We start from the raw sequence: 22,292 nt of genomic DNA, 5'->3' as shown, positions 1-22,292 counted from the left end.
TAGCGGATTAGAAGGCCGCACGGAAGGCCTCAATAAATCGGGTGACGTCGGCGTCTGGCAGGTGATTTATGCCAGCTGCCGCCGCGCGTCCACCGCCCGTTTCAAACTGAAGCGCGAGCGTATCGGCCCCTTCGCGCTTGTTTATCGGCGCACGGATAGAGACGAGATAGCCGTCCGCTTGCGCGGTCAAGATAGCATGTGCGCGGTCAGGGTTTTCTTGCGCGAGTTTATTGCCGTAATCCCCCGAAATACGACGAGAGGCGGCGGTATCAGAGAGAGCGAGGACGCGACCCTTGGGACGATTATCCATGACTTGACTTGCCTGCGCCATGGCCCAATCGCTGGCATATTGCTCCTGTAGCGCGAAGAACGGCTCCCCTGCCTCGGTCAGAAACGCCATTGGCGTTGCGTGTTTGACCAGCAACCGAAAGAGGTCTGCGGGATGATATAGCAGGTCATCCACCGACCCACCATAGCCATTGTAATTAATTAATTCCCCAAGTTCCTTCAGCTGTGCCAGTGGCAAGTGATGTCCTGTCGCGAGACGCTCTGCCATGGCGGGAAAGTTATCACCATAAGCGGCCGCTACCGCCCAAGCGCGGTGCGCGCCGCCGAGATATTGATCGACCAAGACCGCTGTGCAGACTTCTGACGCCGTATTGATCGTCGCATCCAAATTCGCGTGATCTGGAATATCGCCTGCATTGTGGTGGTCAAAATATTGCACCTTAGCACCTGTATCCAAAATGCGGCGGAGGTCGTCAGCATTGCTGCGCATTGAAATATCAAGGACGGTGACGCGATCGCCACTTGTCGCCTGCACACGATCCAGCAGTTTAATATCCCGCTTCCGCCCCGTTACCAATTCCGCATGACGCGGCTCTGACAAGCGGAGTTGCACGAGCGAAATTATGCCGTCAGCATCCCCATTAAATACATCATAATCAGTCATCTTGAGGTGACAAATAGCCGTTTTTCGTCAGGTAAGATACGATCATTTCTGCCGCGTCTTCAGCTGTCATTTCAACTGTGTTGACGACGATCTCTGGACTTTGGGGGGGCTGGTATTCGCTATCAATTCCAGTGAAGTTCTTGATCTCGCCCGCTCTCGCTCTTGCATAAAGGCCCTTCACATCGCGTTTTTCGGCCACTTCCAGCGGCGTATCAACGAAGATTTCGATAAACTCTTGATCGTCCAACAACTCCCGCGCCATGCGACGTTCCGCGATATAAGGCGAGATAAAGGAGGCCATCGTGATCAAACCTGCATCGACCATCAGCTTGGCGACTTCGCCAATTCGCCGAATATTCTCGATCCGGTCAGCCTTCGTAAAGCCAAGATCACGGTTGAGGCCGTGGCGTACATTATCTCCGTCCAATGTGTAGGTATGACGCCCGAGGTCCAATAAGCGCTTCTCAACGAGGTTCGCAATCGTCGATTTGCCTGATCCAGATAGTCCTGTGAACCATAGCAAGGCTGGCTTTTGCAGCTTCTGCGTGGCCCTAGCGGCCTTGCTCACGTCCAAATCTTGCCAGACCACATTCCGTGCACGGCGGAGTGCAAAATCAAGCATGCCCGCCCCAACCGTCGCATTGGTCTGCCGATCAATCAGGATAAATGCACCCGTTTGACGGTTATCTTTATAGGGATCAAATGCGATCGGCGCAGAGAGGCTCAGCGTCGCAACGCCGATTTCGTTCAACTCCAGCGTATTGGCTGCAACTTCGGAAAAGTCATTAATATCAACGCGGTATTTCAAGTTACTAATCGTTGCTGGTACCGATTTATTGCCTGTCTTGAGAATATATTGACGCCCAGGAAAGAGCGCTTGATCCGCCATCCAGATCAGGTGCGCTTGAAATTGATCGGCTTGTTCTGACGGGGCATCTGTTTTGCAGATGACATCGCCACGACTAATATCGATCTCGTCCGTGAGGGTCAGCGTGATCGCCATATCTTCGCGAGCGAGGTCTTTATTGCCGTCATAGGTCACGATCTCTTTGACATGGGAGCGCTTGCCAGACGGGATAACAATGACTTCGTCACCCACAGCAATCGTGCCGCTTGCGACTGTGCCAGAAAAACCGCGGAAATCGAGATTGGGACGGTTAACCCACTGCACGGGTAAACGGAACGGGGCGTCTAAACTGGCGCTGTCTACATCCACTGTTTCCAGATATTCCAGCAAGCTCGGCCCCTGATACCAGTCGGACCGCTCAGACTTGCGGATCACATTGTCTCCGTCCAGCGCAGACATTGGGATGCAGCGAATATCGGTAAAAGTCAGGTCTTGCGCAAACTTACGAAACTCAACTTCAATGTCGTTGAACACAGCTTGATCAAAATCGACAATGTCCATTTTATTCACGGCCACCACGACATGCTTAATGCCCAGCAGCGAGGCGATGTAAGAATGGCGGCGTGTCTGTTCTTGCACACCGTAACGCGCATCAATCAGCAAAATCGCGACGTCAGCGGTCGAGGCACCTGTCGCCATATTCCGCGTATATTGCACGTGGCCCGGCGTATCCGCGACGATGAATTTGCGCTTATCCGTGCTGAAGAAACGGTAGGCGACGTCGATTGTAATCCCCTGCTCCCGCTCAGCCGCGAGGCCGTCTACGAGGAGCGCAAGATCGATTTTATCGCCTTGTGTGCCGGACTTTTTGCTGTCCTTCTCAATGCTGGCGAGTTGGTCTTCATAGATTAGCTTGCTATCATAAAGCAACCGGCTCGATCAGCGTCGACTTGCCGTCATCAACTGATCCGCAAGTGATGAAGCGGAGGTAAGACTTGTTCTCTTGCGCCCGCAAATAGGCGTGAATATCGGTTGCAATCAGATCATCAAGATGCGCCATTAGAAGTACCCCTCTTCTTTCTTCTGTTCCATCGACGCACCGCCGTCATTGTCGATCACGCGGCCTTGGCGCTCTGATGTCGTAGTCAGCAGCATTTCTTGGATCACGTCAGGCAAGGTCACGGCCTCCGACTCGACAGCCCCCGTGAGCGGGTAGCAACCGAGCGTGCGGAAGCGCACCATCTTCTCCGTCACCACATCATCGGGCCCAATCGGCATGCGGTCATCATCGACCAAAAACAGCCCGCCGTCTTTCTCCACCACGGGGCGCTTCTTTGATAAATACAGATCAGGAATCTGGATTTTCTCACGTTCGATATATTGCCAGATGTCCAGTTCAGTCCAATTCGAGATCGGGAAGACCCGCATACTTTCGCCCTTGTGAACGCGGGTATTGTAAATATTCCACAGCTCTGGGCGTTGGTTCTTTGCGTCCCAACGGTGGTTCTCGCTGCGGAAAGAGAAGATACGCTCCTTGGCGCGGGATTTTTCCTCATCGCGACGAGCGCCGCCAAAGGCTGCGTCGAAACCGTATTTGTCCAACGCCTGCTTCAAACCTTGCGTCTTCATCACGTCTGTGTGGACAGCCGAACCATAAGTAAACGGGTTCATGTCCTGCTTCACCCCGTCTGGATTGATATGAACGAGCAATTCCATACCGACTTCTTTGGCGCGACGATCTCGAAATTCATACATTTCCTTGAACTTCCAGCGCGTATCGACGTGGAGCAGCGGGAATGGTGGCGGCGACGGATAAAACGCTTTCTCCGCCAAATGCAACATGACGGAGCTGTCCTTGCCGACCGAATAGAGCATAACAGGATTTTCGCACTGGCTCGCAACTTCGCGCATAATGTGGATGCTCTCAGCCTCCAAGCGATCCAGATGCGACATCGTCAAAGCATTAGATCCGTCCGCTTCAGATTCTAGCTCGGCGAGCGTGGCCAAGGCCGCGTCCATTGTCTTGAGCGTCATCTGCCCACCGTCTTTGAGGCGCGCTATGCCCTTCCCGTCATTAAATATCTTGCGGGAAATCGTCGATAGCGATTGTCCCGACGTGTCAGATAGCGCCTCTGCGCGGGTGAGAAATTCTGCTAGGAGTGACATAAAGCGGCCTCTTGGGATATATCCCACGATTGATTTCATGTTTCATATAGGTGAATTTCATCAGATGTAAAGGCAACAGTGGGATATGTCCCACGGCTAAGTCTGGCGAAGATGGTGCGGGCGGCCGGAATCGAACCGGCACTCTCATACGAGAACAAGATTTTAAGTCTTGCGTGTCTACCAATTCCACCACGCCCGCAGCAGAATGAAGGTTAGCTAACGCCTCGATCTATTTTGAACAAGAAGATTTTCACGGATAGCCAATTAAATTTCAGGATTATCCCCCATCAGAAAGCGCGGACCCGCGCCTTTCGCCGCTGCTGCGTCATCAGCATTATAAATCGCACAGCTCTTGAGCGATAGGCAGCCGCACCCGATGCAGCCTGTCAGTTTACGCTTTAATGTCGTCAGAGCGTCTATGCGCGCGTCTATATCTTGGCCGAAATCGCGACTAATCTTTTCCCAATCCTGTTTAGTTGGCGTTCGGTTGTTGGGTAAAGCGTCAAGCTGGCCCTTAATCTGCTTGAGCGAGAAGCCTAGCTTTTGCGCGATTATGACAAATGAAATGCGGCGAATATCTGAGGGTTCAAACACGCGCTGTCCCCCTGCATTGCGTCCTGCCAAGACGAGGCCTGCCTCTTCGTAAAAGCGCAATGCAGAAACTGCCACGCCCGTTCGGGCTGCTACTTTACCAATGGATAGCCCCGTTTTCACTCGTTTCATAAATATCTCAATTTCGCTTGACCTCAACTTAACTTGAGGTCGTAGCGTCTGTTTTCATACAACACAATAGGCATAAAAGGAGACCTAATATGCAAACAGCAACACTCGAACATATCAACCTCACCGTCACAGATCCGAAGAGATCGGCAGCCATGTTAGAAAAACTATTTGGCTGGCATATACGCTGGGAAGGCGCAGCGATGGAGGGTGGATATACTGTCCATATTGGCACGGATGATCGATACCTAGCCTTATATTCTCCCATAGAGTCGCAAATCGTGGATATAAAACCGCACAAATTTCGTGGCGGGATGAGCCATATCGCTGTGACCGTTGATGACCTAGCGGCCCTTGAAACAAAGCTTGCGGAGGCAGGCTATGAGGTCTGCAGCCGTGGTAATTATAAAGAATGTGAAAGCCTCTATTTCCGCGATCACGATGACATTGAGTATGAAGTTGTCAGCTACCGCGCTTAGGTCAGGTCTGCGACAAGCGCGCTTAAGGCAATCTCTACTTTTTCCAACATGGCCTTATCTCGCCCTCTTGCCACAAATGTGACGCCGCGCAGATCGGCGTTGAAGAAAGGATAGCTGCCAATGGACACCCCGTGGAAGCGTCTCTCTATTTCAGCGAGGGGTTCGGCGGCGTCGCCTTCGCCAATCCCTGCGGCCGTCACATTAACTGAATAGACTTTCGCCCCGCCTTGAATACGGTGTTCGATATCAGGCAGCATGCCGCGCATGATCGACGGGACGCCCGCCATCGTAAAGACGTTGCGCGTCTGAAACCCTGGTGCTTGGCTGACAGGGTTCTTGATCAGGCTCGCGCCGTCTGGAATTCGCGCCATGCGGCGGCGGAGCCGCGTTCAGCTCGCCCTGCTCATAGCGCTCTCGGAGCATGGCAATCGCGTCGTCCCGCTCACTGATTCCCAGATCAAAAGCCGCCGCGATGCAATCGGCGGTTATATCGTCATGGGTCGGCCCGATCCCGCCCGTCGTAAACACGTAGTTAAATCGCTCTGAAAACGTATGAACTGTCTGCGTGATCACCTCGGCATCGTCGGCAATAATCCGCGCTTCTCCCACTTGCACACCCAGCGGTTCCAGCCATTTGGCGATTGTCGACAGGTTCGTATCCTGCGTCCGCCCCGACAGTAGCTCATCGCCAATAAGAATTATTCCAGCTGTGACAGTGTGATCAGACATGGGCCGCTATTAAGTCTAGCGAGGGGCGGCGTCTACTGTTATAGCGCGGGTATGAATTATATTGATGCATCCGAGGCGACCGATATCCGAGACGGCGCGATTAAGCTCCACTCCCCCGAAGATTTCGAGGGCATGCGAAAGGCTGGCCGTCTGGCGGCGGAGTGTCTCGATATGCTTGTCCCCCTTGTCGTGCCTGGTGTGACGACGGCGGAACTCGACAAAGCGTCGTTTGACTTTTTGGTCGCGCGCGGCGGTGTGCCTGCGTGCTTGGGCTATCGCGGCTATCAGCATACAGTCTGCACCTCTATCAATCACGTTGTCTGCCACGGTATTCCGAATGATAAGCCGCTAAAAGAAGGCGACATCGTCAATATCGACGTCACTGTAATCCTCGATGGGTGGCACGGGGACACATCTCGCATGTATCCCGTGGGCGAGATTTCGCGCAAAGCCGAACGCCTGATCCAGATTACCTATGACAGCCTGATGCTCGGCATTGCGGCGGTGAAGCCCGGCAATACGACCGGCGATATTGGTCATGCGATTGAGAAGTTTGCCAAGGGCGAGCGATGCTCTGTTGTTGAAGATTTCTGTGGCCACGGTCTTGGGCGTCTGTTCCATGACGCGCCGAACATCCTTCATTTTGGCCGCCCCGGCGAAGGCGAAGTTCTACGCGAAGGCATGTTCTTCACGATCGAGCCAATGATCAATCTCGGCAAGCCCGACACAAAAATCCTTTCGGACGGTTGGACAGCTGTGACGCGTGACCGCAAGCTGACAGCACAGTTCGAACACTCTGTTGGCGTGACCGCGACGGGCTGCGAGATATTCACAGCCTCGCCCAAGGGTTTGCATCACCCTCCCTACGCATAAGCTCGTATTTTGGGGGATGAGCCAGTCAAAACGCCGAAACCGCATTATCACGGCCACCGTGACCGTCTGCGTGCGCGCTTTGCCGAGAAAGGCGCTGACGCCCTCGCTGATTATGAGCTGCTAGAGCTTTACCTGTTTCGCACCATCGTCCGCCGCGACGTCAAACCGATCGCCAAAGAGTTGATCGCGAAATTTGGCAGCTTTGCCGAGGTGATAGCTGCACCCATTGACCGCCTGACTGAGGTGAAATTCATCAGTGAGAACGTGGCGCTTGATCTCAAAATTCTAAGAGCGGCGGCGACCAAGCTAGGCCAAGAAAGCATCTTGAACCGTCCCGTCCTCTCATCGTGGACTGCGCTGCTCGATTACTGCCGATCGGCGATGCAATATGAGGGCAAGGAGCAATTTCGGGTGCTGTTTTTGGACCGTAAGAACCGCCTGATCGCAGACGAAATCCTCGGCCAAGGCACGGTCAATCGCGCCCCTGTCTATCCGCGAGAGATCATCAAGCGCGCGCTCGCGCTCGATAGCACAGCGATCATCCTGACGCACAACCACCCCTCAGGCGATCCGACGCCGTCACACGCTGACATCAAAATGACCGAAACGATCATCCAAGCCGCCAAAGCGATTGACGTGACCGTCCACGATCACCTGATCATCGGGCGGGAGAATATCGCGAGCTTTAAATCGCTGGGATTGATGTAATCTACATTGGCTAGGTCATTTCATTGTTTATTGAAGTGGGCTGTCGGCGTGGGTTTGGGCTGCAGGAGGAACCTGTGTGCATGGAAGTATTTTCGCAGCCCAAGGGACCACGCCGCAGTATCTTTTTTCCGCTACCGGCCGAACTTCGCAGTCGCGGCGAAATCAGCTCTCGATAGGCCACCCAAGCGCCAGCGCGTTACCACTTTTGCTCCAATGACAAATACTGTCTTTGCGACAACCATATCAACGTGCACATGATTTGCCCGACGCAAGGAACGCGCCTAAATTGTCATAGAAATCGAAAGCGTGGATATATCTGCTGAGATTTTAGCTTAGGCCCACCTCTGATATGAAGCCTCTGATATTGCGCGCCTGATATTACGCGTCTGACACTTAGGTGACTTGACGCACCCCGCACTTTGCTCTCTTGTGCGGAAAAAAGATTTGGGGGAAATATGAGCCAAGAGACCGACATGCCGAGCAAGCGCTATCGCAGCCTCGTCCTCCTGCTCCTCACCATAATCTATGCTTTTAATTTCATTGATCGGCAGATTATCGGCATCCTATCGCCGTTCATCCAAGCGGATTTAGGCCTCTCCAATTCACAACTTGGCCTGCTGAAAGGCTTTTTGTTTGCGCTGTTTTACACGGTCGTCGGCCTGCCGATTGCGTGGCTAGCGGATCGCTATAGCCGCGTTAATATCGTCGCAATTTCACTGGCGACATGGAGCGCGTTTACGGCGCTGACGGGCATGGCAAACAGCTTCCTCACGATTGGCCTTGCGCGGATGGGCGTTGGCGTGGGCGAAGCGGGCGGTTCTCCGCCTTCCCACTCGATGATTTCAGACCTTTACCCCAAGGAAGAACGCGCGGGCGCGCTGGCGTTTTACTCACTCGGCATCCCGATGGGGCTCGGCTTTGCCTATCTGATGACGGGGATATTGCTCGGCAATCCAGAAAGCGCGATGAGCTGGCGGACGCTGCTGATTATCTTGGGCGTCACAGGGATCGTGCTGGCCGTGATTATGCGAATCATTGTCCGCGAACCTAAGCGTGGACAGCAGGAAAAGGCCAAAGAAGATGCGATTAAAATCCCCTTTGGTGTCGCGCTAAAAACGCTGCTGACGATCCCGTCATGGTGGGCAATGTGCCTCGGAATCGCCTTTGCGTCCTTCGTCGGTTACGCGGTTTCAACGTGGCAGATGGACTACCTCCTACCCTTTGATGGCAGCCAAGAAAGTCCCGTTGGCTTTCAAAATATGATGTATTTCTTAGCGTTTGCAAATTGCGTCATCTACGGCGCAGGCACATATTTTGGGGGGTGGTTGACGCAGAAGCTCGCGGTTCGCTCCCTCGCCTATTATGGTCTTGTGCCAGCGATTTCGATCTTGATTTGCTTGCCGCTCGTGATCGGAGCCTTCTGGGTGCCTGGCACTTGGGCGCACCTTTTTGTTGCGGGATCGCTGCTGTTTTTCCTCGGCATGTATTTGGGGCCAAGCTTTGCGATTGCGCAGACGCTCGCACCGATCAATATGCGCGCGATGTCAACGGCGATTTTCTTCCTCGTGCTAAACCTGATCGCGCTGGGCGGCGGGCCGACGACTGTGGGCTTTCTTGCGGATATGTTCAAAGAGGCGCACGGCCAGGTGCATGCCGTGCGGCTGTCTATTACCATTGTCAGCGTGATGTTAGTGGTCAGCTCGATCTGCTTTTTCATGGCTTCCAAAACCTTGCCTAAAGACTGGGCAGAGGCGCAAGCGCGCAACGAAGCCCCTTAACGCCGCATGTAACTCACAGCGATCTGTTGCGCCGCCCTTGACCCCCATCATGTGAAGGGGCATTTGCGCGGGGAACAAACCAAAGTGAGTCCGACATGATTGAACGCTACGCCCGCAAAGAGATGACCGCGATTTGGTCACAGGCCACGAAATATCGCATCTGGTTTGAGATTGAAGCACATGGCTGCGACGCGCTGGCCGAGTTGGGCGTGATTCCGAAATCTGCTGCGAAGAATATCTGGGACAAAGGCGGATCTGCAGAATTTGACGTAGCGAAGATCGACGAGATTGAGCGCGAAGTGAAACATGACGTCATCGCCTTCCTCACCCACCTTGCGACATTTATTGGCGACGATGCGCGGTTCGTGCATCAGGGTTTCACCAGCTCCGACATCCTCGACACGACGACGTCTGTGCAGTTAGCGCGGGCGACGGATCTGCTACTCGTCGGCATGGACCGCGTTCTGGCGGCTCTAAAAAAACGCGCGGAAGAGCATAAATATACGATCACGATTGGCCGCAGCCACGGCATCCACGCAGAGCCAACAACTTTCGGCGTCAAGCTCGCACGGTTCTACGCCGAGTTTGCACGGGGACGAGAGCGGCTGGTCACGGCTCGTAAAGAAATCGCGGTCTGCGCGATCTCTGGCGCGATCGGCACATTCGCCAATATTGATCCAGCGGTCGAAGAACATGTTGCCAAGGAAATGGGCCTCGCGGTTGAGCCTGTGTCCACGCAAGTCATCCCACGCGACCGTCACGCCGCCTATTTCGCAGCCCTCGGAGTCGTTGCGTCATCGATTGAGAATATCGCCGTGGAGATTCGCCACTTACAACGCACCGAAGTGCTAGAAGCCGAAGAGTTCTTCTCCAAAGGCCAAAAGGGTAGCTCCGCCATGCCGCATAAGCGCAATCCCGTACTGACGGAAAACCTGACGGGCCTTGCGCGTCTTGTGCGTATGTCCGTTATGCCCGCCATGGAAAACGTAGCGCTTTGGCATGAGCGCGATATTTCCCATAGCTCTGTTGAGCGCGGCATTGGGCCGGACAGCACCGTGCATCTGGACTTTGCGCTGCACCGCCTCGCGGGTGTGATTGAAAACCTCGTCGTCTATCCCGACCAAATGCGCGCGAATATGGACCGCCTCGGCGGGCTGCATAACTCCCAGCGTTTCCTGCTCGCCCTGACTCAAGCGGGAGAACAGCGCGAGAGCGCTTACCGTCTCGTACAACGCAATGCGATGCAAGTGTGGGAAATGTTCCGCAAGCACGGCAATGCAGGCGAAGGGTCATTCCTGAAACTGATCCTAGAAGACAAAGACGTCATGGCGCTGCTGTCAGAAGATCAAGTCCGCGATATGTTTGACGACGAATACCACACCAAGCATGTCGATACGATTTTCAAGCGGGTGTTTGGGTAAACACATCACACGCCCAGCAAAGTTGAAGGTTTGAGGAGATCACTTCACGTGGTAACTTGACCTATGCCCATTGAGATCGATCCGTCAATTCCTCCGACTTATGTCTATGACGGCGAGTGCGTGCTGTGCTCTCGCGCCGTGCGCTATTCGATCAAGCATGACAGTGGAGACCCGCCCGTGAGGTTCGTCGCCATCAAGTCGTCACTCGGCCGCTCGATTGCAAAGCACAACGATGTTGACCCTGACGACCCTCACACATTTATTTATGTGGAAGACGGCCAGAGCCATGTGCTGACAGACGCCGTGTTTGCCTTATCAAAGCGCGTTGGCGGCCCAGGTAAATGGATCAATATTTTCTGGATTGTGCCGCGACCTATTCGCGACTGGGTCTATCTGCGACTCGCGCTCAATCGCTACCAACTCTTTGGTAAGCTCGACACATGTTACAGTCCCAATGCTGAGCATCGGGACCGTTTCATTTTAGAATAAAAGCTGACTAGCGCGCCTGCCCTTTAAAGCCGCGATTGATCATAACTTCGGCGATTTGCACGGTGTTCAGCGCGGCGCCTTTACGCAAGTTATCTGACACACACCACAAGTTGAGCGTGTTTTCCTGCGTGCTGTCTTCGCGGATGCGGGAGATATAGGTCGCGTATTCGCCGACACATTCGATCGGGGTGATGTAGCCGCCCTCTTCTTCGGGCTTGTCATACACCATGATACCAGGGCTTTCGCGCAGGAGTTCGCGCGCGTCATCCGCTGTAATCTCGTTTTCAAATTCGATGTTCAGCGATTCGGCATGGCCGACAAAAGTTGGCACGCGCACACAAGTCGCTGTGACTTTGACCTTCGGGTCGAGAATTTTCTTCGTCTCGGCCTTCATCTTCCACTCTTCTTTCGTGTCGCCACTGTCCATGAAGACGTCGATTTGTGGGATCACGTTAAAGGCGATCTGCTTGGGGAAGTTGACGGGTGGGAAAGTTTCTTGCGGGTGAAACACAGATTTCGTCTGCTCCCACAGCTCGTCCATGGCTTTCTTACCGCCACCAGAAACGGACTGATAGGTGCTGACGACAACGCGTTTGATCGTCGCGCGGTCATGCAGCGGCTTTAGCGCGACGACCATTTGGATCGTGGAGCAATTCGGATTGGCGATGATATTTTTCTTCGTATAGCCGTCAACCGCTGCCGCGTTCACTTCTGGCACGACAAGCGGGACATCTGGGTCCATGCGCCATGCGGAGGAGTTATCAATGACAACCGCGCCTTTGGCCGCAATTTTTGGAGACCATTCCTTGGAAATCTCGCCACCTGCACTCATCAGCGCAATGTCGCATTTGGCAAAGTCGAAGGTTTCAAGATCCACGCATTTGAGTTCTTGATCACCAAAACTGACAACACGGCCCACAGATTTGCGCGAGGCAACCGCGAAGACTTCGTCAATCTCAATATCGGAACCCGCCAGAATTTCGAGCATTTCCGTCCCGACATTTCCAGTCGCGCCGACGATTGCAAAACGATACCCCATATGAGCCTCCGATGAGTAAAAAATTGCGCTTTAAATAGCGTTGCGGCGTTTAAGCGAAAGGCGCGTTGCGCGCAAGGCGAAAGCGCCGCTACTTCTGCCGAATTCTGCGATACATGAGGATTGCGATGATGCCGACTATGATCAGGCCGACGGCTTCCATCTTAGATAGCGGCCCGAGCCACGGCGACGTCCAGCCTGCGAGGCCCGACAGATCCACACCGCCGCCGCTGCCATTCATTGCGATCGCGGCGAGCAATAAGGTGACCAGCACCATCAGGGTGATGAGGCCAAAGATAACTTTATAAAAGCGGTTGTCAGCGGCTTTCTGCGCGGCGCGGCGTTCCTGCACGCGGTTATAGCGAGAGCTGCGGCGCATGCGGCGGCTGCCGTCTTCTGCGGATGGCGCGGGGGTTTCAGGTGTTTCATTCATGACTGACACTTAACATAGTAATTCAATTCGTCTGTGGTAAATACGCATATGAAACGAATTTGGTGCAGCTTTATTTTCATCGGCTTGCTAGCAAGTCCTGCGGCGGCGCAAGATGATATGATGGAAATCCCCGATGCGGCGACGTCGACGCCGCTGTCTGAGGATGAACTTACGCGCGTTTTCACTGACCAAACCCATCGCGGCACCTATAACTTTCAACGCAAAGATGTGAACACATTTTCCTTTACCGAACGCACGACAAAGGACGGACGCACGCGCCATGTTCACGGCGATAAAGTCGACACGGGGGATTGGCGGATTGGCGGCGATCTGATTTGCTTTAACTACGAAACCGCCGTGAATTTCGGCGCGTGTTTTCATATTTATCAGCAGGGAAATTGCTACTACCACTATGTGCTTGATCGCAACGCACCTAATGGGGGCCGCTTTACGGCACGCACTGTGATCGCAGGAGAAAGGCCGAGTTGTGAACCAAGCATGTCTTAACATTACCGCTGCGCTAGTCATCGTCATGCTTGCCTCACCTGCCTTTGCGCAGAGCCAGAAGACCGATATTCGCCCGCTCGCCAATCAAATTGTGGGCAAAGAACTCCCGTCTCATTTCCGCAATAAGACCCATGACGGCGCCTATAATTTCTCGCGCGATGGGAAGGCACGATCCTTCTATACAGAGACACATTTGGATAATGGCGATACGCAGTACCGCGAAGGCGATCTTGTCTCCAAAGGCATTTGGTTCACCAAGACGGATGCGATCTGTTACGCCTATGAAAATCCAGGCATGACGGGGGGCTGCTTTCGCGTCTACCGCGTCAAAAACTGCTATTATTATTACAGCACGCAAATGGCTCGTCGCGATGACGAGCTAGACAGGGATTACTGGGTCGCTCGCTCCACGCTATCTGGCGAAGCGCCAGAATGTGAAGCCGCCATCAGCTAGAAGTCGTAGCGCGGAAGGCCGTATTGACGCTCCAGCGCGCGCACTTCAATGCGCAGATCTTCGCGGCGATCATCTAGGCGGATTTCTTTTTTACGAAGCCGCCTACGTTCATCCGCATCATTGTCTTCTTCATCCAGACGACGGCGCACTTCGATGAGGGCTGTCAACGCGTCTTCATAGTCGTCAATCAAACTCTGATGTTCAGAGGTAATTTGATAAACCGCATAGCCTTCTGCATGACCCTCCAGATAAGGGGTCGCGTTAATCGCAATACATTCCTGATTAGGGTCCCCCCGCTTTCGCCCCGGCTAATGCCGTTATCAAATGTGCAATAAAGCGGCAGGCCGCTATCATATCCACTCATGTAAGCATTGCGGTTCGGGATAACATCATATTTGGCACAGGTGCTTGCAATGTCAGCAAACCGTCCACGAGAATTGCCCGCTCGACCGTCATTATAGCCAATATCTTGCCAGCTTCCTGCAATACATTCGTCTTCTGAGATTGTTGCGCAAGACGACAGAGCCAACCCCGCAAGTGGAACCGCCATCGCGCTTAAAATTAAATGTTTATAATGCGTCATATGAATCACCCATGTCTGTGTCTGCTTTTCGATCTGTTAGGCTAACGCAGATGTGTCAACCCTGAATAGTGCGTTCAAAATTCGTTCACATCGGTTAAGGCTTGCCATCGAGAAAGGCTTGCCGCTCTGACTATCGCTCGCTAAGCGTTAAGCATGAGATTAGATAGCCAGACATTGGGCGGCGGTCGCGCCCCCTCGGACTTGCACTCGGCGGCGGAGTTGCGCGCGGGTGGGCGCACATCGGCGCGCTGCGCGCCTTGATCGAGGCTGGCATCAAGCCAGACATCATCGCGGGCACGTCTATCGGCGCAGTTGTAGGCGGCGCCTATCTGGCAGACCGTCTGGACGTGCTAGAAAAATGGTCACGATCGCTCAATCGTCGCCGCGTCATGGGATATATGGACGTTAGCTGGGGCGGGTCAGGCTTTATGCGCGGTGAACGCCTTGCGCGGACGCTGCAAAAATATATGGGCGACATACGTATCGAAGACCTCGACCGCCGTTTCGCCGCTGTCACATGCGACCTCAGGACAGGGTATGAAGTCTGGTTGCAGCGCGAGCCCGCTTGTTCCCGCCGTGCGCGCCTCCTATGCCCTGCCCGGCGCGTTTGAACCCGTGAAAATCGACGGTCGGTATATGATTGACGGCGCATTGGTGAACCCCGTGCCAGTATCAGCATGTCGCGCCTTGGGCGCGCATATGGTGATCGCAGTCAGCCTGAACGGTGATGCTTTCGGGCCCATCGGAACGTCACACGAAATCAATATGGACGAAGACGATGACGACACGGTTGATCCCTTCGAACTCGCCAGCCAATCACTGAACAAGCTGCGGCCAGATCGCCTGCTACTAAAGTCCATGATCGGCAATGTGACGCCAGGGAAATCGCCGAAGATGGGCTCTGTTATGATGGGGACATTGAACATTGTTATGGACCGTATCTCGCGCTCCCGCCTAGCTGGTGATCCGCCAGATGTGTTTGTGGCGCCGCGAATCGGTCACATCGGCATGTTGGAATTTACCAAGGCTGACGAGTTGATCGAGCGGGGCTACCGCGCCATGCAGCACGAAATTCCGCTGATTAAGTCCGTCATGGACGTTTTAGGGCAAATGCCGAGTGGGTCAGCCAGCGATATTCCGCGTCAATAGCGACCTCTGGTCACATTCTCGCCGCAAAACTCCCCTGACGCGGGAGCGAACTAGCGAGCGCCTACGGATCACCCTAACAGGATGGAATGGGAAAAACGCACCGCATCAAGTCAGCGAATGACAATTCTCCGCGATATGCGCGGCGTGTCGGGCAACGCGGTATAGCGCGCCCGCAGCGTCTCGCCGCCTCTCGCCCTGCCTTCGCCACTGCAGCCCGCGGCACACCCACAACATATTATTCAACCAAGCCGACCCAACTCCCTCGCCAATCACTCAAAACAGTCGCCCCCTCAAAGCTCAAAGAGATTGCTTTATTACTGACTATGATCGCGCTGACCGCCGCTATTGTGATATTTGCCGCATCTCAAGACATCATGCTGACCCTCTTCGATATTCTCGCGCTGGATAGCATTATCGGGCTGTTATTTTACGCGGGTTCGCGCTCGCTCATGCCAATCATGTTTAGCCTGTTTGGGAGTGCCTGCTGGGCGGGATTATCGATCCTCCCCCTCTTTCAAGGTCAAGCCCTGACCCCGCCCGCTTGGGGCGCTATTATACCGCTCATCGCATTGGGGCAGCTTTGGGCAGCGACTGATCTTCGCTCCCGCCGCAGTTTCGTGATTGCAGGGGTTTTGGCCGCAGTCTGGTGTGCTTTGCTGGCCTTTCATGCGGCCCTGCCCGCAGCCGCTTTGGGCAGTTTGATTTTCATGTTGGGCGTGGCGCAACATCGCCTCGGCAAAGCGGCCAAAGACCGCGATCATTTCGGCGCAGATGCGCACAGCCTGATCGGGTGGATCATTGCGATAGCTGGCGCCGCTATGGTGCAATATCATTGGCTGGATTTTGAACCTCACGCCAATTTGACCGATGGGCGTTTATCTGCGCTATGGATTTGGGGTGTAGGCCTCTGCGCTCTGGCGATTTTAGTCAGTAGCCTCATGCGTTACCGCGCCCACAAAATCAGTGCGCTCGGCATTTTCATTGTTAGCGCCGTTAGCTTGATCCTGCCTTTTAGCGTCTCTCGCCCCGACATCATTGATCAAGTATTTGCTGAAATTCCAGGGCTGAGCGCCGTGCCGAGCTTTGGTTTGGTGATCGGGGCTGCGATCATTGCCAGTGCGATTGGGATGATCGTCAACGGCCTACGCCGCAATCAATTCGCCTTTGTCATTCTTGGTGCGATTGTCTTTGGCTTGCAAGGTCTGCTTATTTTTCAGCCTGTTATGGCGAGTTTTGATTTTGCCGTAATCGCGGTCCTCAGCCTGATTGGCGCGCTGGCGATTGGCGGGCTGGTTGCAGGCCGCAGCTTAAGTGACGCCTAGCGCAAGACGCTGAAACCTGTGCTATTGGCGCGAACCAGCAATGGCGCGATGACCATGCCCGCTGCGTAACCGCCCATATGTCCCGCCCATGATACATTCGTGCCAAGGATCGGCGCCGCAACCACTAGCACCACATTCACAATCGCCCAGCCTAGCCCGAATTGTAGCATTTGCGCGCGGCCGCCCATGGCCCAGCCCGCGGCCGCGAATAAAGCTGATGCGCCGCCAGATGCGCCGACCATCGCTGCACTTGTCGTACCCATAACTTTCCACACCAGCCATTGCGCGACCCCGCCGCCAATCACGCCGAGCAGAAAGATCAGCCAAAACGCCCCTGCGCCAGAGCTACGCTTACCGCGTGACGTGGCGAGAACCTTCGCCCCGCGAATGGTCACAATACCGAACACAATACCGAAGAGCGAATTCATCAACACATGCGCCCAGCCGCTATGCAAAAACCCGTGCCCCAGCAGAGAGATGATCTGCGGCCCGAGCGGCATCGTGCCGAACGGGCGCATAATGCCATATGTGGCCAGCAAATTGCCAAGCGACTCGACCGCGAAAATCGTCAAAACTTCGATCACCACCATAATCGCAGCCCAATAGACGGGGGTGGGTTCAGAAAAATTGAACATAGGTTCGCGATTTTCATATGTCATGGCTAACCTTATTTGCTGACTACCGCTTTGGATAGAATCACTGGCATATAAGCATATGAACGGACAGTCGCATATCCATCAAACCCAACCTGCCACGCGGCAGTGGTATATTCAGGTCGATGCGCAAGCATATGGGCCGTTCACAGATCAAATTCTGTGGCAATATATGTGCGAGGGTCGGGTGACGGCGCAATCGCTGATTTCGCAAAACCCAACGCAAGACTTCCGTCCCGTGAGTGCGGACCCTAGCTTGATGAACTGGTTATCGCAAACCCCTGATAATCAACAGAAAAATGCGGAGCCTGCTGCGCCTCAACCCACGGCCAAAAAATCAGTCTTCATGGTCATGGCTGAAATACGGTCGGGCAAAGGTATGGACTTTCTGCGCACGCTGCAGGGTCTCGGTCAGGTTGAACGGATTGGCGATACGCTCTGGCTCTTGCAGGCGGCGGCGACAGCGGATGAGTTACGCAATATTTTGAGCCAGCCGCTCAACGCAGATGACCGCTTGTTTATCCTCGATAGTTTCGAAAACCGTATGTCGTGGTTTAATATCGGCGCAGATATGGACCGCCGCGTGCAAGCGCTTTGGGATATTGATCGCTAAAGCGGGGAAGTTGATCCTACCCGATCTGCTCCAAATCAGCGGCAAAGCGTTTGGCATTGGCGACATAAACGTCCGCATTGATCTTTAAAAAAGCGATCTGCTGCTCCGATAGCTGTCGAATAACTTTGCCGGGGGCGCCGACAACCATAGAGCCGTCTGGGATTTCCTTGCCTTCTGTGATCAAAGCATGCGCGCCTATCAGGCAGTTCTTACCGATCTTGGCCCCGTTCAGCACCGTTGCGCCAATTCCGATCAGCGTATTATTTCCAATCGTGCAGCCATGCAGCATGACTTGGTGACCAATAATGACGTCTTCGCCAATGTCCAGCGGCATGCCAGGGTCCGTGTGCAGCACAGAGTTATCTTGCACATTCGAGCGCGCACCAACCGAGATAAGGTCGTTATCCCCGCGCAGCACGGCCCCGAACCAGACAGAGCTTTGCTCGGCCAATTTCACATTCCCCATGACTTGCGCATTGGGCGCAACCCACGCGGTGGGGTCTATATCGGGTGTGACAGAACCGAGCTTATAAATTGCCATTATGCGTGGTCGTCGAGATCTTGTTGCAAGATCGAGATATTCAGGTCGTAAGAAATATCGTTGGGGTCTTCATTATCGATATATAGAAGCCCAAGGATTTCATCATTCAGGTAGACTTCCACGCTGTCAGCGACTTTGCGCGGCTTAATCGTAATGCCTTCTGTGCCGAAGCGGGAGCAGAGATAATTACGGACTTGGGTGATTTGTTCGGGGCTCATTTGGCCTCTCCTAATGCTTGATTTTCGAATGTCTGGTCCATGGAACTCGCAGGGTTGCCGCAGCACGGGCCGCCCACGGGTTTGGCGGGCACGCCAGCGACTGTGCAATTTGCGGGCACAGCTTTCAGAACAACGGAACCTGCAGCAATCTTTGCGCCGTCTCCGATTTTGATATTGCCGAGGACAGCGGCATTGGCTCCGATCAGGACTTTATTCCCGACTTTTGGGTGACGATCTTCGTCCAAATTCCCTGTCCCACCCAATGTGACGCCATGCAAGATCGAACAGTCATGCCCGATCACAGCCGTCTCGCCCATTACGAAACCTGTCGCGTGATCCAGCATAATGCCGTGACCAATGCGGGCGGCGGGGTTGATATCGACACCAAATTGTTCTGAGGCGCGGTTCTGTAAATGAAAGGCGAACAGATCACGGCCAGAATTGTAGAGCGCGTGGGACAGGCGAAACGTCTGGATCGCCATAAAACCTTTGAAATATAAAAATGCTTGTAAAAAGCTGGTGCAAGCGGGGTCGCGTTCTTTCACGGCGAGCAAGTCTTTGGCCGCATATTCGACAATCGTCGGATCGGCCTCTATCGCTTCGGCCAGCACTTTACGAAGCTTGAGCGTCGACAAATCAGGGGTCGCTAGCTTCTCTGCCAAGTGATTGACGAGGGCACTGCCAAGGTTTTCTTGATCCAAGATCGTGGCGTGTAGCAGCGATGACAATGCCAATTCCTTCGTCGCGTACGCGGCCGCTTCTTGCTTTAGCCTCGACCAAACACAGATGTCAGGATTGCTATCCGCTGCGAGATTTAAGTTGCCCATATCGGCCTCCTTGCCAGCGATCACCGCTCGCGTATGGGCAGTAAATAGGGGTGTCAGCCGCGAATTCCAAATAAATAATCAGAAATTTGCTCGAATGGATGCCATACGCTCTTGCTAAATCCGCAAAGCATCGGCCCGCACGGCGACCTCTGGATCGACATTTCCGCCTGACAAAATGATACAAATCGTCTGCGCAGCATCGTCTTTCATCGCCCCGCCGAGCAAGGCGGCCATGGCGACAGCGCCGCCTGGTTCCAGTTGCACACCCAATTCCCGTTTGGCGATGGCCATAGCTTGCAGACATTCTAGGTCTGTTACGGCGAAAACAGCTGAGAGCGATTGCGAGTTGATCGGCCACGTCAAGGCACCAGGCATCGGCGTCATCAGCGCGTCGCAGAGTGTTGGCGGCGTGGATTTGAGACGCACCCGCGCACCTGCCTCTAGGGACATTTGGTGGTCGTTATAATTCTGCGGCTCTGCGCCGTAAATCTTCGTCGCAGGGGACAGTTTGTTCATGGCAAGGCTGATGCCTGCGCACAATCCGCCGCCGCCGATACAGGTAATCAGCGCGTCAAAGTCGATGCCTGACTGCGCCACTTCCAACCCCACTGTGCCCTGCCCTGCGATGATGTAGGGATCGTCAAAGGACGGGACTATGGTGCGGCCTTTCTTGGCGGCGATGCGATCTGCGATCTCCTCGCGACTCTCAGTCGTGCGATCATAGAAAATAACCTCCGCCCCATCCGCGATCACGCCGTCAACTTTCACTTTGGGTGCGTCTTCGGGCATGACAATAATCGCAGAGATGCCGAGTTCCTTGGCCGCCCGCGCGACACCCTGCGCGTGATTGCCAGAAGAGTAAGCGACGACGCCTTTGGCGCGATCTGCCGCGGTCATTGCGGATAAGCGGTTAAACGCCCCGCGATATTTGAACGCCCCAACCTTCTGCGAACATTCGGGCTTAAACCAGACAGTTTTTCCCGTCATGTCATCGATGATGTCGGAGCGTAGTAGCTCGGTTTTGCGCGCGTGACCGTCCAATCGTTCTGCTGCGAATAGCACATCTTCAAATTTGGGTGGGACTGACATGACGGACTCCTGTTGACGATGGTTCTATTAGGTGGAAATAGAGATATAACAAAAACAATTTTCTCCGGGGAGATGCCCATGCAAGGCCTTATGATGCAGCACGAGCTTATGATCAGTGACCTGATCGAGCACGCCGCCACCGTTCACAAAGATCGCGAGATCTACACCCTTAACGCCGATCTGTCAGAGCATCGCTATAATTGGGCGGATTGTGCAAAGCGGACGCGGAAGCTAGCAAACGCACTGCTGGCGGCTGGCATAAAAAAGGTGACCGCGTGGCAACGATTGCGTGGAATAATTATCGCCACATAGAAATCTACTACGCTGTCAGCTCGATCGGCGCGATTGTCCATACGATCAACCCTCGCCTCAAACCTCAACAAATCGCGTGGATGGTCAATCATGCCGAAGACACGATGTTGATGTTTGACACAACATTTGGCCCTATCATTGACGGCGTGTCCGCTGCCTGCCCCACAGTTAAAAAATGGATTTGCATGACCGACAAAGCGGGCATGCCTGATTATAAAACCGACGTGCAAGACTATGAGAGCTTTATCAGCGACCATCCTGACACGATCGAGTGGGAGCGGTTTGACGAAAATACGGCCTGCACATTGTGCTATACATCTGGCACGACGGGCGACCCGAAGGGCGTTCTCTATTCCCACCGCTCCACGATCCTGCACGCTATGGCGGGTTGCTTTATGGACGTGATCGGCGGCGGCAGTAATGACGTCATCTTGGCTGTGGTCCCAATGTTCCACGTCTCCGCTTGGGGCCTTATCTATTCGGCCGCTATGGTTGGGGCGAAACTCGTCATGCCTGGGCCAGGCCTAGACGGCGCGAATATGTGCAAAATGATTACGCAAGAGGGCGTAACACTGATGGCGGGTGTGCCGACAGTCTGGCTCGGTGTTTATAACCACGCCAAAGCCAATAATATTGATCTGAGTTCAGTCAAGAAAGCCCTCGTCGGCGGGTCCGCCCTGCCCGAGAGCCTGCTCCGTGCTTATGAGCAAGACCTCGGCATCCCGATGCAGCAAGGTTGGGGCATGACGGAAACATCACCGCTCGGCAGCACCTATTGTCCTTATCCTGGCACAGATTTGTCGGACTATGACAGCACGGTCCAAGACAAGCTCTATGCGGGGCGTCGTATATTTGGCGTCGATATGCGTATCGTTAATGATGAAGGCAATATCTTGCCACAGGACGGCGAAGCGGAAGGCCACCTCCAAGTGCGCGGCTCCGTGGATTGCCAGTGGCTACTTCAAAGGGGCTGGCTCGGATAGCTTCACCGATGACGGTTGGTTTGCCACAGGCGACGTATCGAAACTTCACCCGCGCGGTTACATGGAAATCACGGACCGCTCGAAAGATGTCATCAAATCAGGCGGTGAATGGGTCAGCTCAATCGAAGTTGAAAACGCTGCCGCTGATCATCCAGAGGTCGCCATGGCCGCCTGTATCGGGATCGCACATGAAAAGTGGCAAGAGCGCCCCTTCCTGATCGTCCAAGCCATGCCTGGAAAATCGCCTGACCTTGACGAAATTAAGCAGTGCATCACCGCGAAATGCGCGAAATGGTGGCTGCCTGATGAGATCGTCTTCCAAGACGAACTTCCCCTCGGCGCAACAGGCAAAATCCTCAAGCGGGAGCTGAAGGAAGTCTATAAAGACCACTATACGAAATAAAGACGGA

General features: G+C 54.2%; 26 protein-coding genes, 1 tRNA gene and 2 pseudogenes. 13 read left to right on the top strand and 16 right to left on the bottom strand.

Features of this window, described 5'->3' with window-relative positions:
• Nucleotides 1-7 precede the first annotated feature (7 nt).
• From AB8615_RS05235 to soxR, 5 genes and pseudogenes are all read right to left on the bottom strand, one after another.
• Nucleotides 8-952 (bottom strand): DHH family phosphoesterase, encoded by a 945-nt coding sequence (locus AB8615_RS05235; RefSeq protein WP_409433865.1) that lies wholly within the window; start codon nucleotides 950-952, stop codon nucleotides 8-10.
• A pseudogene (gene cysN, locus AB8615_RS05230) lies at nucleotides 945-2,859 on the bottom strand (sulfate adenylyltransferase subunit CysN). Before cysN ends, AB8615_RS05235 begins: the two are co-directional and overlap by 8 nt.
• On the bottom strand, nucleotides 2,859-3,818 hold the full coding sequence (gene cysD / locus AB8615_RS05225; protein WP_409434135.1) for a sulfate adenylyltransferase subunit CysD: 960 nt from the start codon (nucleotides 3,816-3,818) through the stop codon (nucleotides 2,859-2,861). The pseudogene cysN and the gene cysD overlap by 1 nt, the downstream one beginning before the upstream one ends.
• Nucleotides 3,819-4,077: 259 nt before the next feature.
• A tRNA-Leu gene (locus tag AB8615_RS05220) sits at nucleotides 4,078-4,164 on the bottom strand.
• A gap of 65 nt (nucleotides 4,165-4,229) precedes the next feature.
• Nucleotides 4,230-4,688: a redox-sensitive transcriptional activator SoxR gene (soxR, locus tag AB8615_RS05215; RefSeq protein WP_409433863.1), complete on the bottom strand. Its 459-nt coding sequence runs from the start codon at nucleotides 4,686-4,688 to the stop codon at nucleotides 4,230-4,232.
• An 89-nt stretch (nucleotides 4,689-4,777) separates the two neighbouring features.
• Between soxR and AB8615_RS05210 the strand changes: the two genes are divergently transcribed.
• Nucleotides 4,778-5,164 (top strand): VOC family protein, encoded by a 387-nt coding sequence (locus tag AB8615_RS05210; RefSeq protein ID WP_409433862.1) that lies wholly within the window; start codon nucleotides 4,778-4,780, stop codon nucleotides 5,162-5,164.
• Here AB8615_RS05210 and AB8615_RS05205 read toward each other — a convergent pair.
• The gene (locus tag AB8615_RS05205) at nucleotides 5,161-5,430 is read right to left on the bottom strand and encodes a hypothetical protein (RefSeq protein WP_418152904.1); all 270 of its coding nucleotides are present in this window, start codon (nucleotides 5,428-5,430) and stop codon (nucleotides 5,161-5,163) included. The two genes, AB8615_RS05210 and AB8615_RS05205, sit on opposite strands and share 4 nt — an antisense overlap.
• On the bottom strand, nucleotides 5,411-5,893 hold the full coding sequence (locus AB8615_RS05200; RefSeq protein WP_418152902.1) for a molybdopterin-binding protein: 483 nt from the start codon (nucleotides 5,891-5,893) through the stop codon (nucleotides 5,411-5,413). The genes AB8615_RS05205 and AB8615_RS05200 overlap by 20 nt, the downstream gene beginning before the upstream one ends.
• Nucleotides 5,894-5,944: 51 nt before the next feature.
• On the opposite strand from AB8615_RS05200, the gene map reads away from it, so the two are divergent.
• From map to AB8615_RS05175, 5 genes are all read left to right on the top strand, one after another.
• On the top strand, nucleotides 5,945-6,766 hold the full coding sequence (map, locus tag AB8615_RS05195; RefSeq protein ID WP_409433860.1) for a type I methionyl aminopeptidase: 822 nt from the start codon (nucleotides 5,945-5,947) through the stop codon (nucleotides 6,764-6,766).
• Nucleotides 6,767-6,772: 6 nt separating this feature from the next.
• The gene (radC, locus tag AB8615_RS05190; protein WP_409434134.1) at nucleotides 6,773-7,474 is read left to right on the top strand and encodes a RadC family protein; all 702 of its coding nucleotides are present in this window, start codon (nucleotides 6,773-6,775) and stop codon (nucleotides 7,472-7,474) included.
• 455 nt (nucleotides 7,475-7,929) lie between these two features.
• On the top strand, nucleotides 7,930-9,252 hold the full coding sequence (locus tag AB8615_RS05185) for a spinster family MFS transporter (RefSeq protein ID WP_409433859.1): 1,323 nt from the start codon (nucleotides 7,930-7,932) through the stop codon (nucleotides 9,250-9,252).
• Nucleotides 9,253-9,347: 95 nt separating this feature from the next.
• The gene (purB, locus tag AB8615_RS05180; RefSeq protein ID WP_409433858.1) at nucleotides 9,348-10,673 is read left to right on the top strand and encodes an adenylosuccinate lyase; all 1,326 of its coding nucleotides are present in this window, start codon (nucleotides 9,348-9,350) and stop codon (nucleotides 10,671-10,673) included.
• A 63-nt stretch (nucleotides 10,674-10,736) separates the two neighbouring features.
• Nucleotides 10,737-11,162: a thiol-disulfide oxidoreductase DCC family protein gene (locus AB8615_RS05175; RefSeq protein ID WP_409433857.1), complete on the top strand. Its 426-nt coding sequence runs from the start codon at nucleotides 10,737-10,739 to the stop codon at nucleotides 11,160-11,162.
• Between the two features lie 7 nt (nucleotides 11,163-11,169).
• On the opposite strand, the gene AB8615_RS05170 is transcribed toward AB8615_RS05175, so the two are convergent.
• Nucleotides 11,170-12,201, bottom strand: coding sequence for an aspartate-semialdehyde dehydrogenase (locus tag AB8615_RS05170; RefSeq protein ID WP_409433856.1), 1,032 nt, complete (start codon nucleotides 12,199-12,201; stop codon nucleotides 11,170-11,172).
• Between the two features lie 88 nt (nucleotides 12,202-12,289).
• Nucleotides 12,290-12,631, bottom strand: coding sequence for a hypothetical protein (locus tag AB8615_RS05165; RefSeq protein ID WP_409433855.1), 342 nt, complete (start codon nucleotides 12,629-12,631; stop codon nucleotides 12,290-12,292).
• 48 nt (nucleotides 12,632-12,679) lie between these two features.
• Here AB8615_RS05165 and AB8615_RS05160 point away from each other — a divergent pair, with 48 nt between their 5' ends.
• Both AB8615_RS05160 and AB8615_RS05155 read left to right on the top strand, forming a co-directional pair.
• Entirely contained in the window at nucleotides 12,680-13,138 is a 459-nt protein-coding gene (locus AB8615_RS05160) for a hypothetical protein (protein WP_409433854.1), read from the top strand.
• On the top strand, nucleotides 13,119-13,592 hold the full coding sequence (locus AB8615_RS05155) for a hypothetical protein (protein ID WP_418152898.1): 474 nt from the start codon (nucleotides 13,119-13,121) through the stop codon (nucleotides 13,590-13,592). The genes AB8615_RS05160 and AB8615_RS05155 overlap by 20 nt, the downstream gene beginning before the upstream one ends.
• On the opposite strand, the gene AB8615_RS05150 is transcribed toward AB8615_RS05155, so the two are convergent.
• Together AB8615_RS05150 and AB8615_RS05145 are read right to left on the bottom strand one after the other, a co-directional pair.
• On the bottom strand, nucleotides 13,589-13,783 hold the full coding sequence (locus AB8615_RS05150; protein ID WP_418152896.1) for a hypothetical protein: 195 nt from the start codon (nucleotides 13,781-13,783) through the stop codon (nucleotides 13,589-13,591). The genes AB8615_RS05155 and AB8615_RS05150 overlap by 4 nt on opposite strands.
• Entirely contained in the window at nucleotides 13,780-14,175 is a 396-nt protein-coding gene (locus AB8615_RS05145) for a DUF2799 domain-containing protein (RefSeq protein ID WP_418152894.1), read from the bottom strand. The genes AB8615_RS05150 and AB8615_RS05145 overlap by 4 nt, the downstream gene beginning before the upstream one ends.
• Nucleotides 14,176-14,432: 257 nt before the next feature.
• Between AB8615_RS05145 and AB8615_RS05140 the strand changes: the two genes are divergently transcribed.
• The 3 genes from AB8615_RS05140 to AB8615_RS05130 all read left to right on the top strand — a co-directional run bounded on the left by AB8615_RS05140 (nucleotide 14,433) and on the right by AB8615_RS05130 (nucleotide 16,646).
• Nucleotides 14,433-14,786, top strand: a complete 354-nt coding sequence (locus AB8615_RS05140; protein ID WP_418152892.1) for a patatin-like phospholipase family protein — start codon at nucleotides 14,433-14,435, stop codon at nucleotides 14,784-14,786.
• On the top strand, nucleotides 14,713-15,324 hold the full coding sequence (locus AB8615_RS05135; RefSeq protein WP_418152890.1) for a patatin-like phospholipase family protein: 612 nt from the start codon (nucleotides 14,713-14,715) through the stop codon (nucleotides 15,322-15,324). Before AB8615_RS05140 ends, AB8615_RS05135 begins: the two co-directional genes overlap by 74 nt.
• Nucleotides 15,325-15,410: 86 nt before the next feature.
• Entirely contained in the window at nucleotides 15,411-16,646 is a 1,236-nt protein-coding gene (locus AB8615_RS05130) for a hypothetical protein (RefSeq protein ID WP_409433850.1), read from the top strand.
• Here the strand turns inward: AB8615_RS05130 and AB8615_RS05125 are convergent.
• Nucleotides 16,643-17,305, bottom strand: coding sequence for a rhomboid family intramembrane serine protease (locus AB8615_RS05125; RefSeq protein WP_418152889.1), 663 nt, complete (start codon nucleotides 17,303-17,305; stop codon nucleotides 16,643-16,645). The genes AB8615_RS05130 and AB8615_RS05125 overlap by 4 nt on opposite strands.
• Nucleotides 17,306-17,360: 55 nt before the next feature.
• Here AB8615_RS05125 and AB8615_RS05120 point away from each other — a divergent pair, with 55 nt between their 5' ends.
• Nucleotides 17,361-17,912, top strand: coding sequence for a hypothetical protein (locus tag AB8615_RS05120; protein WP_409433848.1), 552 nt, complete (start codon nucleotides 17,361-17,363; stop codon nucleotides 17,910-17,912).
• Between the two features lie 16 nt (nucleotides 17,913-17,928).
• Here the strand turns inward: AB8615_RS05120 and AB8615_RS05115 are convergent, their stop codons facing one another.
• From AB8615_RS05115 to AB8615_RS05100, 4 genes are all read right to left on the bottom strand, one after another.
• Complete coding sequence (locus AB8615_RS05115) at nucleotides 17,929-18,453, bottom strand: gamma carbonic anhydrase family protein (protein ID WP_409433847.1); 525 nt, start codon at nucleotides 18,451-18,453, stop codon at nucleotides 17,929-17,931.
• Complete coding sequence (locus AB8615_RS05110; RefSeq protein WP_409433846.1) at nucleotides 18,453-18,671, bottom strand: DUF3126 family protein; 219 nt, start codon at nucleotides 18,669-18,671, stop codon at nucleotides 18,453-18,455. Before AB8615_RS05110 ends, AB8615_RS05115 begins: the two co-directional genes overlap by 1 nt.
• A complete protein-coding gene (gene cysE, locus AB8615_RS05105) occupies nucleotides 18,668-19,498 on the bottom strand; it encodes a serine O-acetyltransferase (protein WP_409433845.1) in 831 nt (276 codons plus the stop codon). Before cysE ends, AB8615_RS05110 begins: the two co-directional genes overlap by 4 nt.
• Nucleotides 19,499-19,612: 114 nt before the next feature.
• Entirely contained in the window at nucleotides 19,613-20,587 is a 975-nt protein-coding gene (locus AB8615_RS05100; protein ID WP_409433844.1) for a threonine ammonia-lyase, read from the bottom strand.
• A gap of 78 nt (nucleotides 20,588-20,665) precedes the next feature.
• Here AB8615_RS05100 and AB8615_RS05095 point away from each other — a divergent pair.
• A pseudogene (locus AB8615_RS05095) lies at nucleotides 20,666-22,285 on the top strand (long-chain fatty acid--CoA ligase).
• Nucleotides 22,286-22,292 lie beyond the last annotated feature (7 nt).

Source organism: Litorimonas sp. RW-G-Af-16, assembly GCF_048319245.1.
In the GTDB taxonomy this organism is placed as follows: Bacteria; Pseudomonadota; Alphaproteobacteria; order Caulobacterales; family Maricaulaceae; genus Litorimonas.
Note: the sequence above shows the minus strand (reverse complement) of the source record. Positions and strands in the feature narration are given on the sequence as shown.

Bases quoted from the DNA above. Each gene is read 5' to 3' on its own strand.
- AB8615_RS05235 (WP_409433865.1), bottom strand. From the start codon at position 952: ATGACTGATTATGATGTATTTAATGGGGATGCTGACGGCATAATTTCG.
- cysD (WP_409434135.1), bottom strand. From the start codon at position 3,818: ATGGACGCGGCCTTGGCCACGCTCGCCGAGCTAGAATCTGAAGCGGAC.
- soxR (WP_409433863.1), bottom strand. From the start codon at position 4,688: ATGAAACGAGTGAAAACGGGGCTATCCATTGGTAAAGTAGCAGCCCGA.
- AB8615_RS05210 (WP_409433862.1), top strand. From the start codon at position 4,778: ATGCAAACAGCAACACTCGAACATATCAACCTCACCGTCACAGATCCG.
- AB8615_RS05205 (WP_418152904.1), bottom strand. From the start codon at position 5,430: ATGCGCGGCATGCTGCCTGATATCGAACACCGTATTCAAGGCGGGGCG.
- AB8615_RS05200 (WP_418152902.1), bottom strand. From the start codon at position 5,893: ATGTCTGATCACACTGTCACAGCTGGAATAATTCTTATTGGCGATGAG.
- map (WP_409433860.1), top strand. From the start codon at position 5,945: ATGAATTATATTGATGCATCCGAGGCGACCGATATCCGAGACGGCGCG.
- AB8615_RS05185 (WP_409433859.1), top strand. From the start codon at position 7,930: ATGAGCCAAGAGACCGACATGCCGAGCAAGCGCTATCGCAGCCTCGTC.
- purB (WP_409433858.1), top strand. From the start codon at position 9,348: ATGATTGAACGCTACGCCCGCAAAGAGATGACCGCGATTTGGTCACAG.
- AB8615_RS05175 (WP_409433857.1), top strand. From the start codon at position 10,737: ATGCCCATTGAGATCGATCCGTCAATTCCTCCGACTTATGTCTATGAC.
- AB8615_RS05170 (WP_409433856.1), bottom strand. From the start codon at position 12,201: ATGGGGTATCGTTTTGCAATCGTCGGCGCGACTGGAAATGTCGGGACG.
- AB8615_RS05165 (WP_409433855.1), bottom strand. From the start codon at position 12,631: ATGAATGAAACACCTGAAACCCCCGCGCCATCCGCAGAAGACGGCAGC.
- AB8615_RS05160 (WP_409433854.1), top strand. From the start codon at position 12,680: ATGAAACGAATTTGGTGCAGCTTTATTTTCATCGGCTTGCTAGCAAGT.
- AB8615_RS05145 (WP_418152894.1), bottom strand. From the start codon at position 14,175: ATGACGCATTATAAACATTTAATTTTAAGCGCGATGGCGGTTCCACTT.
- AB8615_RS05135 (WP_418152890.1), top strand. From the start codon at position 14,713: ATGAAGTCTGGTTGCAGCGCGAGCCCGCTTGTTCCCGCCGTGCGCGCC.
- AB8615_RS05130 (WP_409433850.1), top strand. From the start codon at position 15,411: ATGGGAAAAACGCACCGCATCAAGTCAGCGAATGACAATTCTCCGCGA.
- AB8615_RS05125 (WP_418152889.1), bottom strand. From the start codon at position 17,305: ATGACATATGAAAATCGCGAACCTATGTTCAATTTTTCTGAACCCACC.
- AB8615_RS05120 (WP_409433848.1), top strand. From the start codon at position 17,361: ATGAACGGACAGTCGCATATCCATCAAACCCAACCTGCCACGCGGCAG.
- AB8615_RS05115 (WP_409433847.1), bottom strand. From the start codon at position 18,453: ATGGCAATTTATAAGCTCGGTTCTGTCACACCCGATATAGACCCCACC.
- AB8615_RS05110 (WP_409433846.1), bottom strand. From the start codon at position 18,671: ATGAGCCCCGAACAAATCACCCAAGTCCGTAATTATCTCTGCTCCCGC.
- cysE (WP_409433845.1), bottom strand. From the start codon at position 19,498: ATGGGCAACTTAAATCTCGCAGCGGATAGCAATCCTGACATCTGTGTT.
- AB8615_RS05100 (WP_409433844.1), bottom strand. From the start codon at position 20,587: ATGTCAGTCCCACCCAAATTTGAAGATGTGCTATTCGCAGCAGAACGA.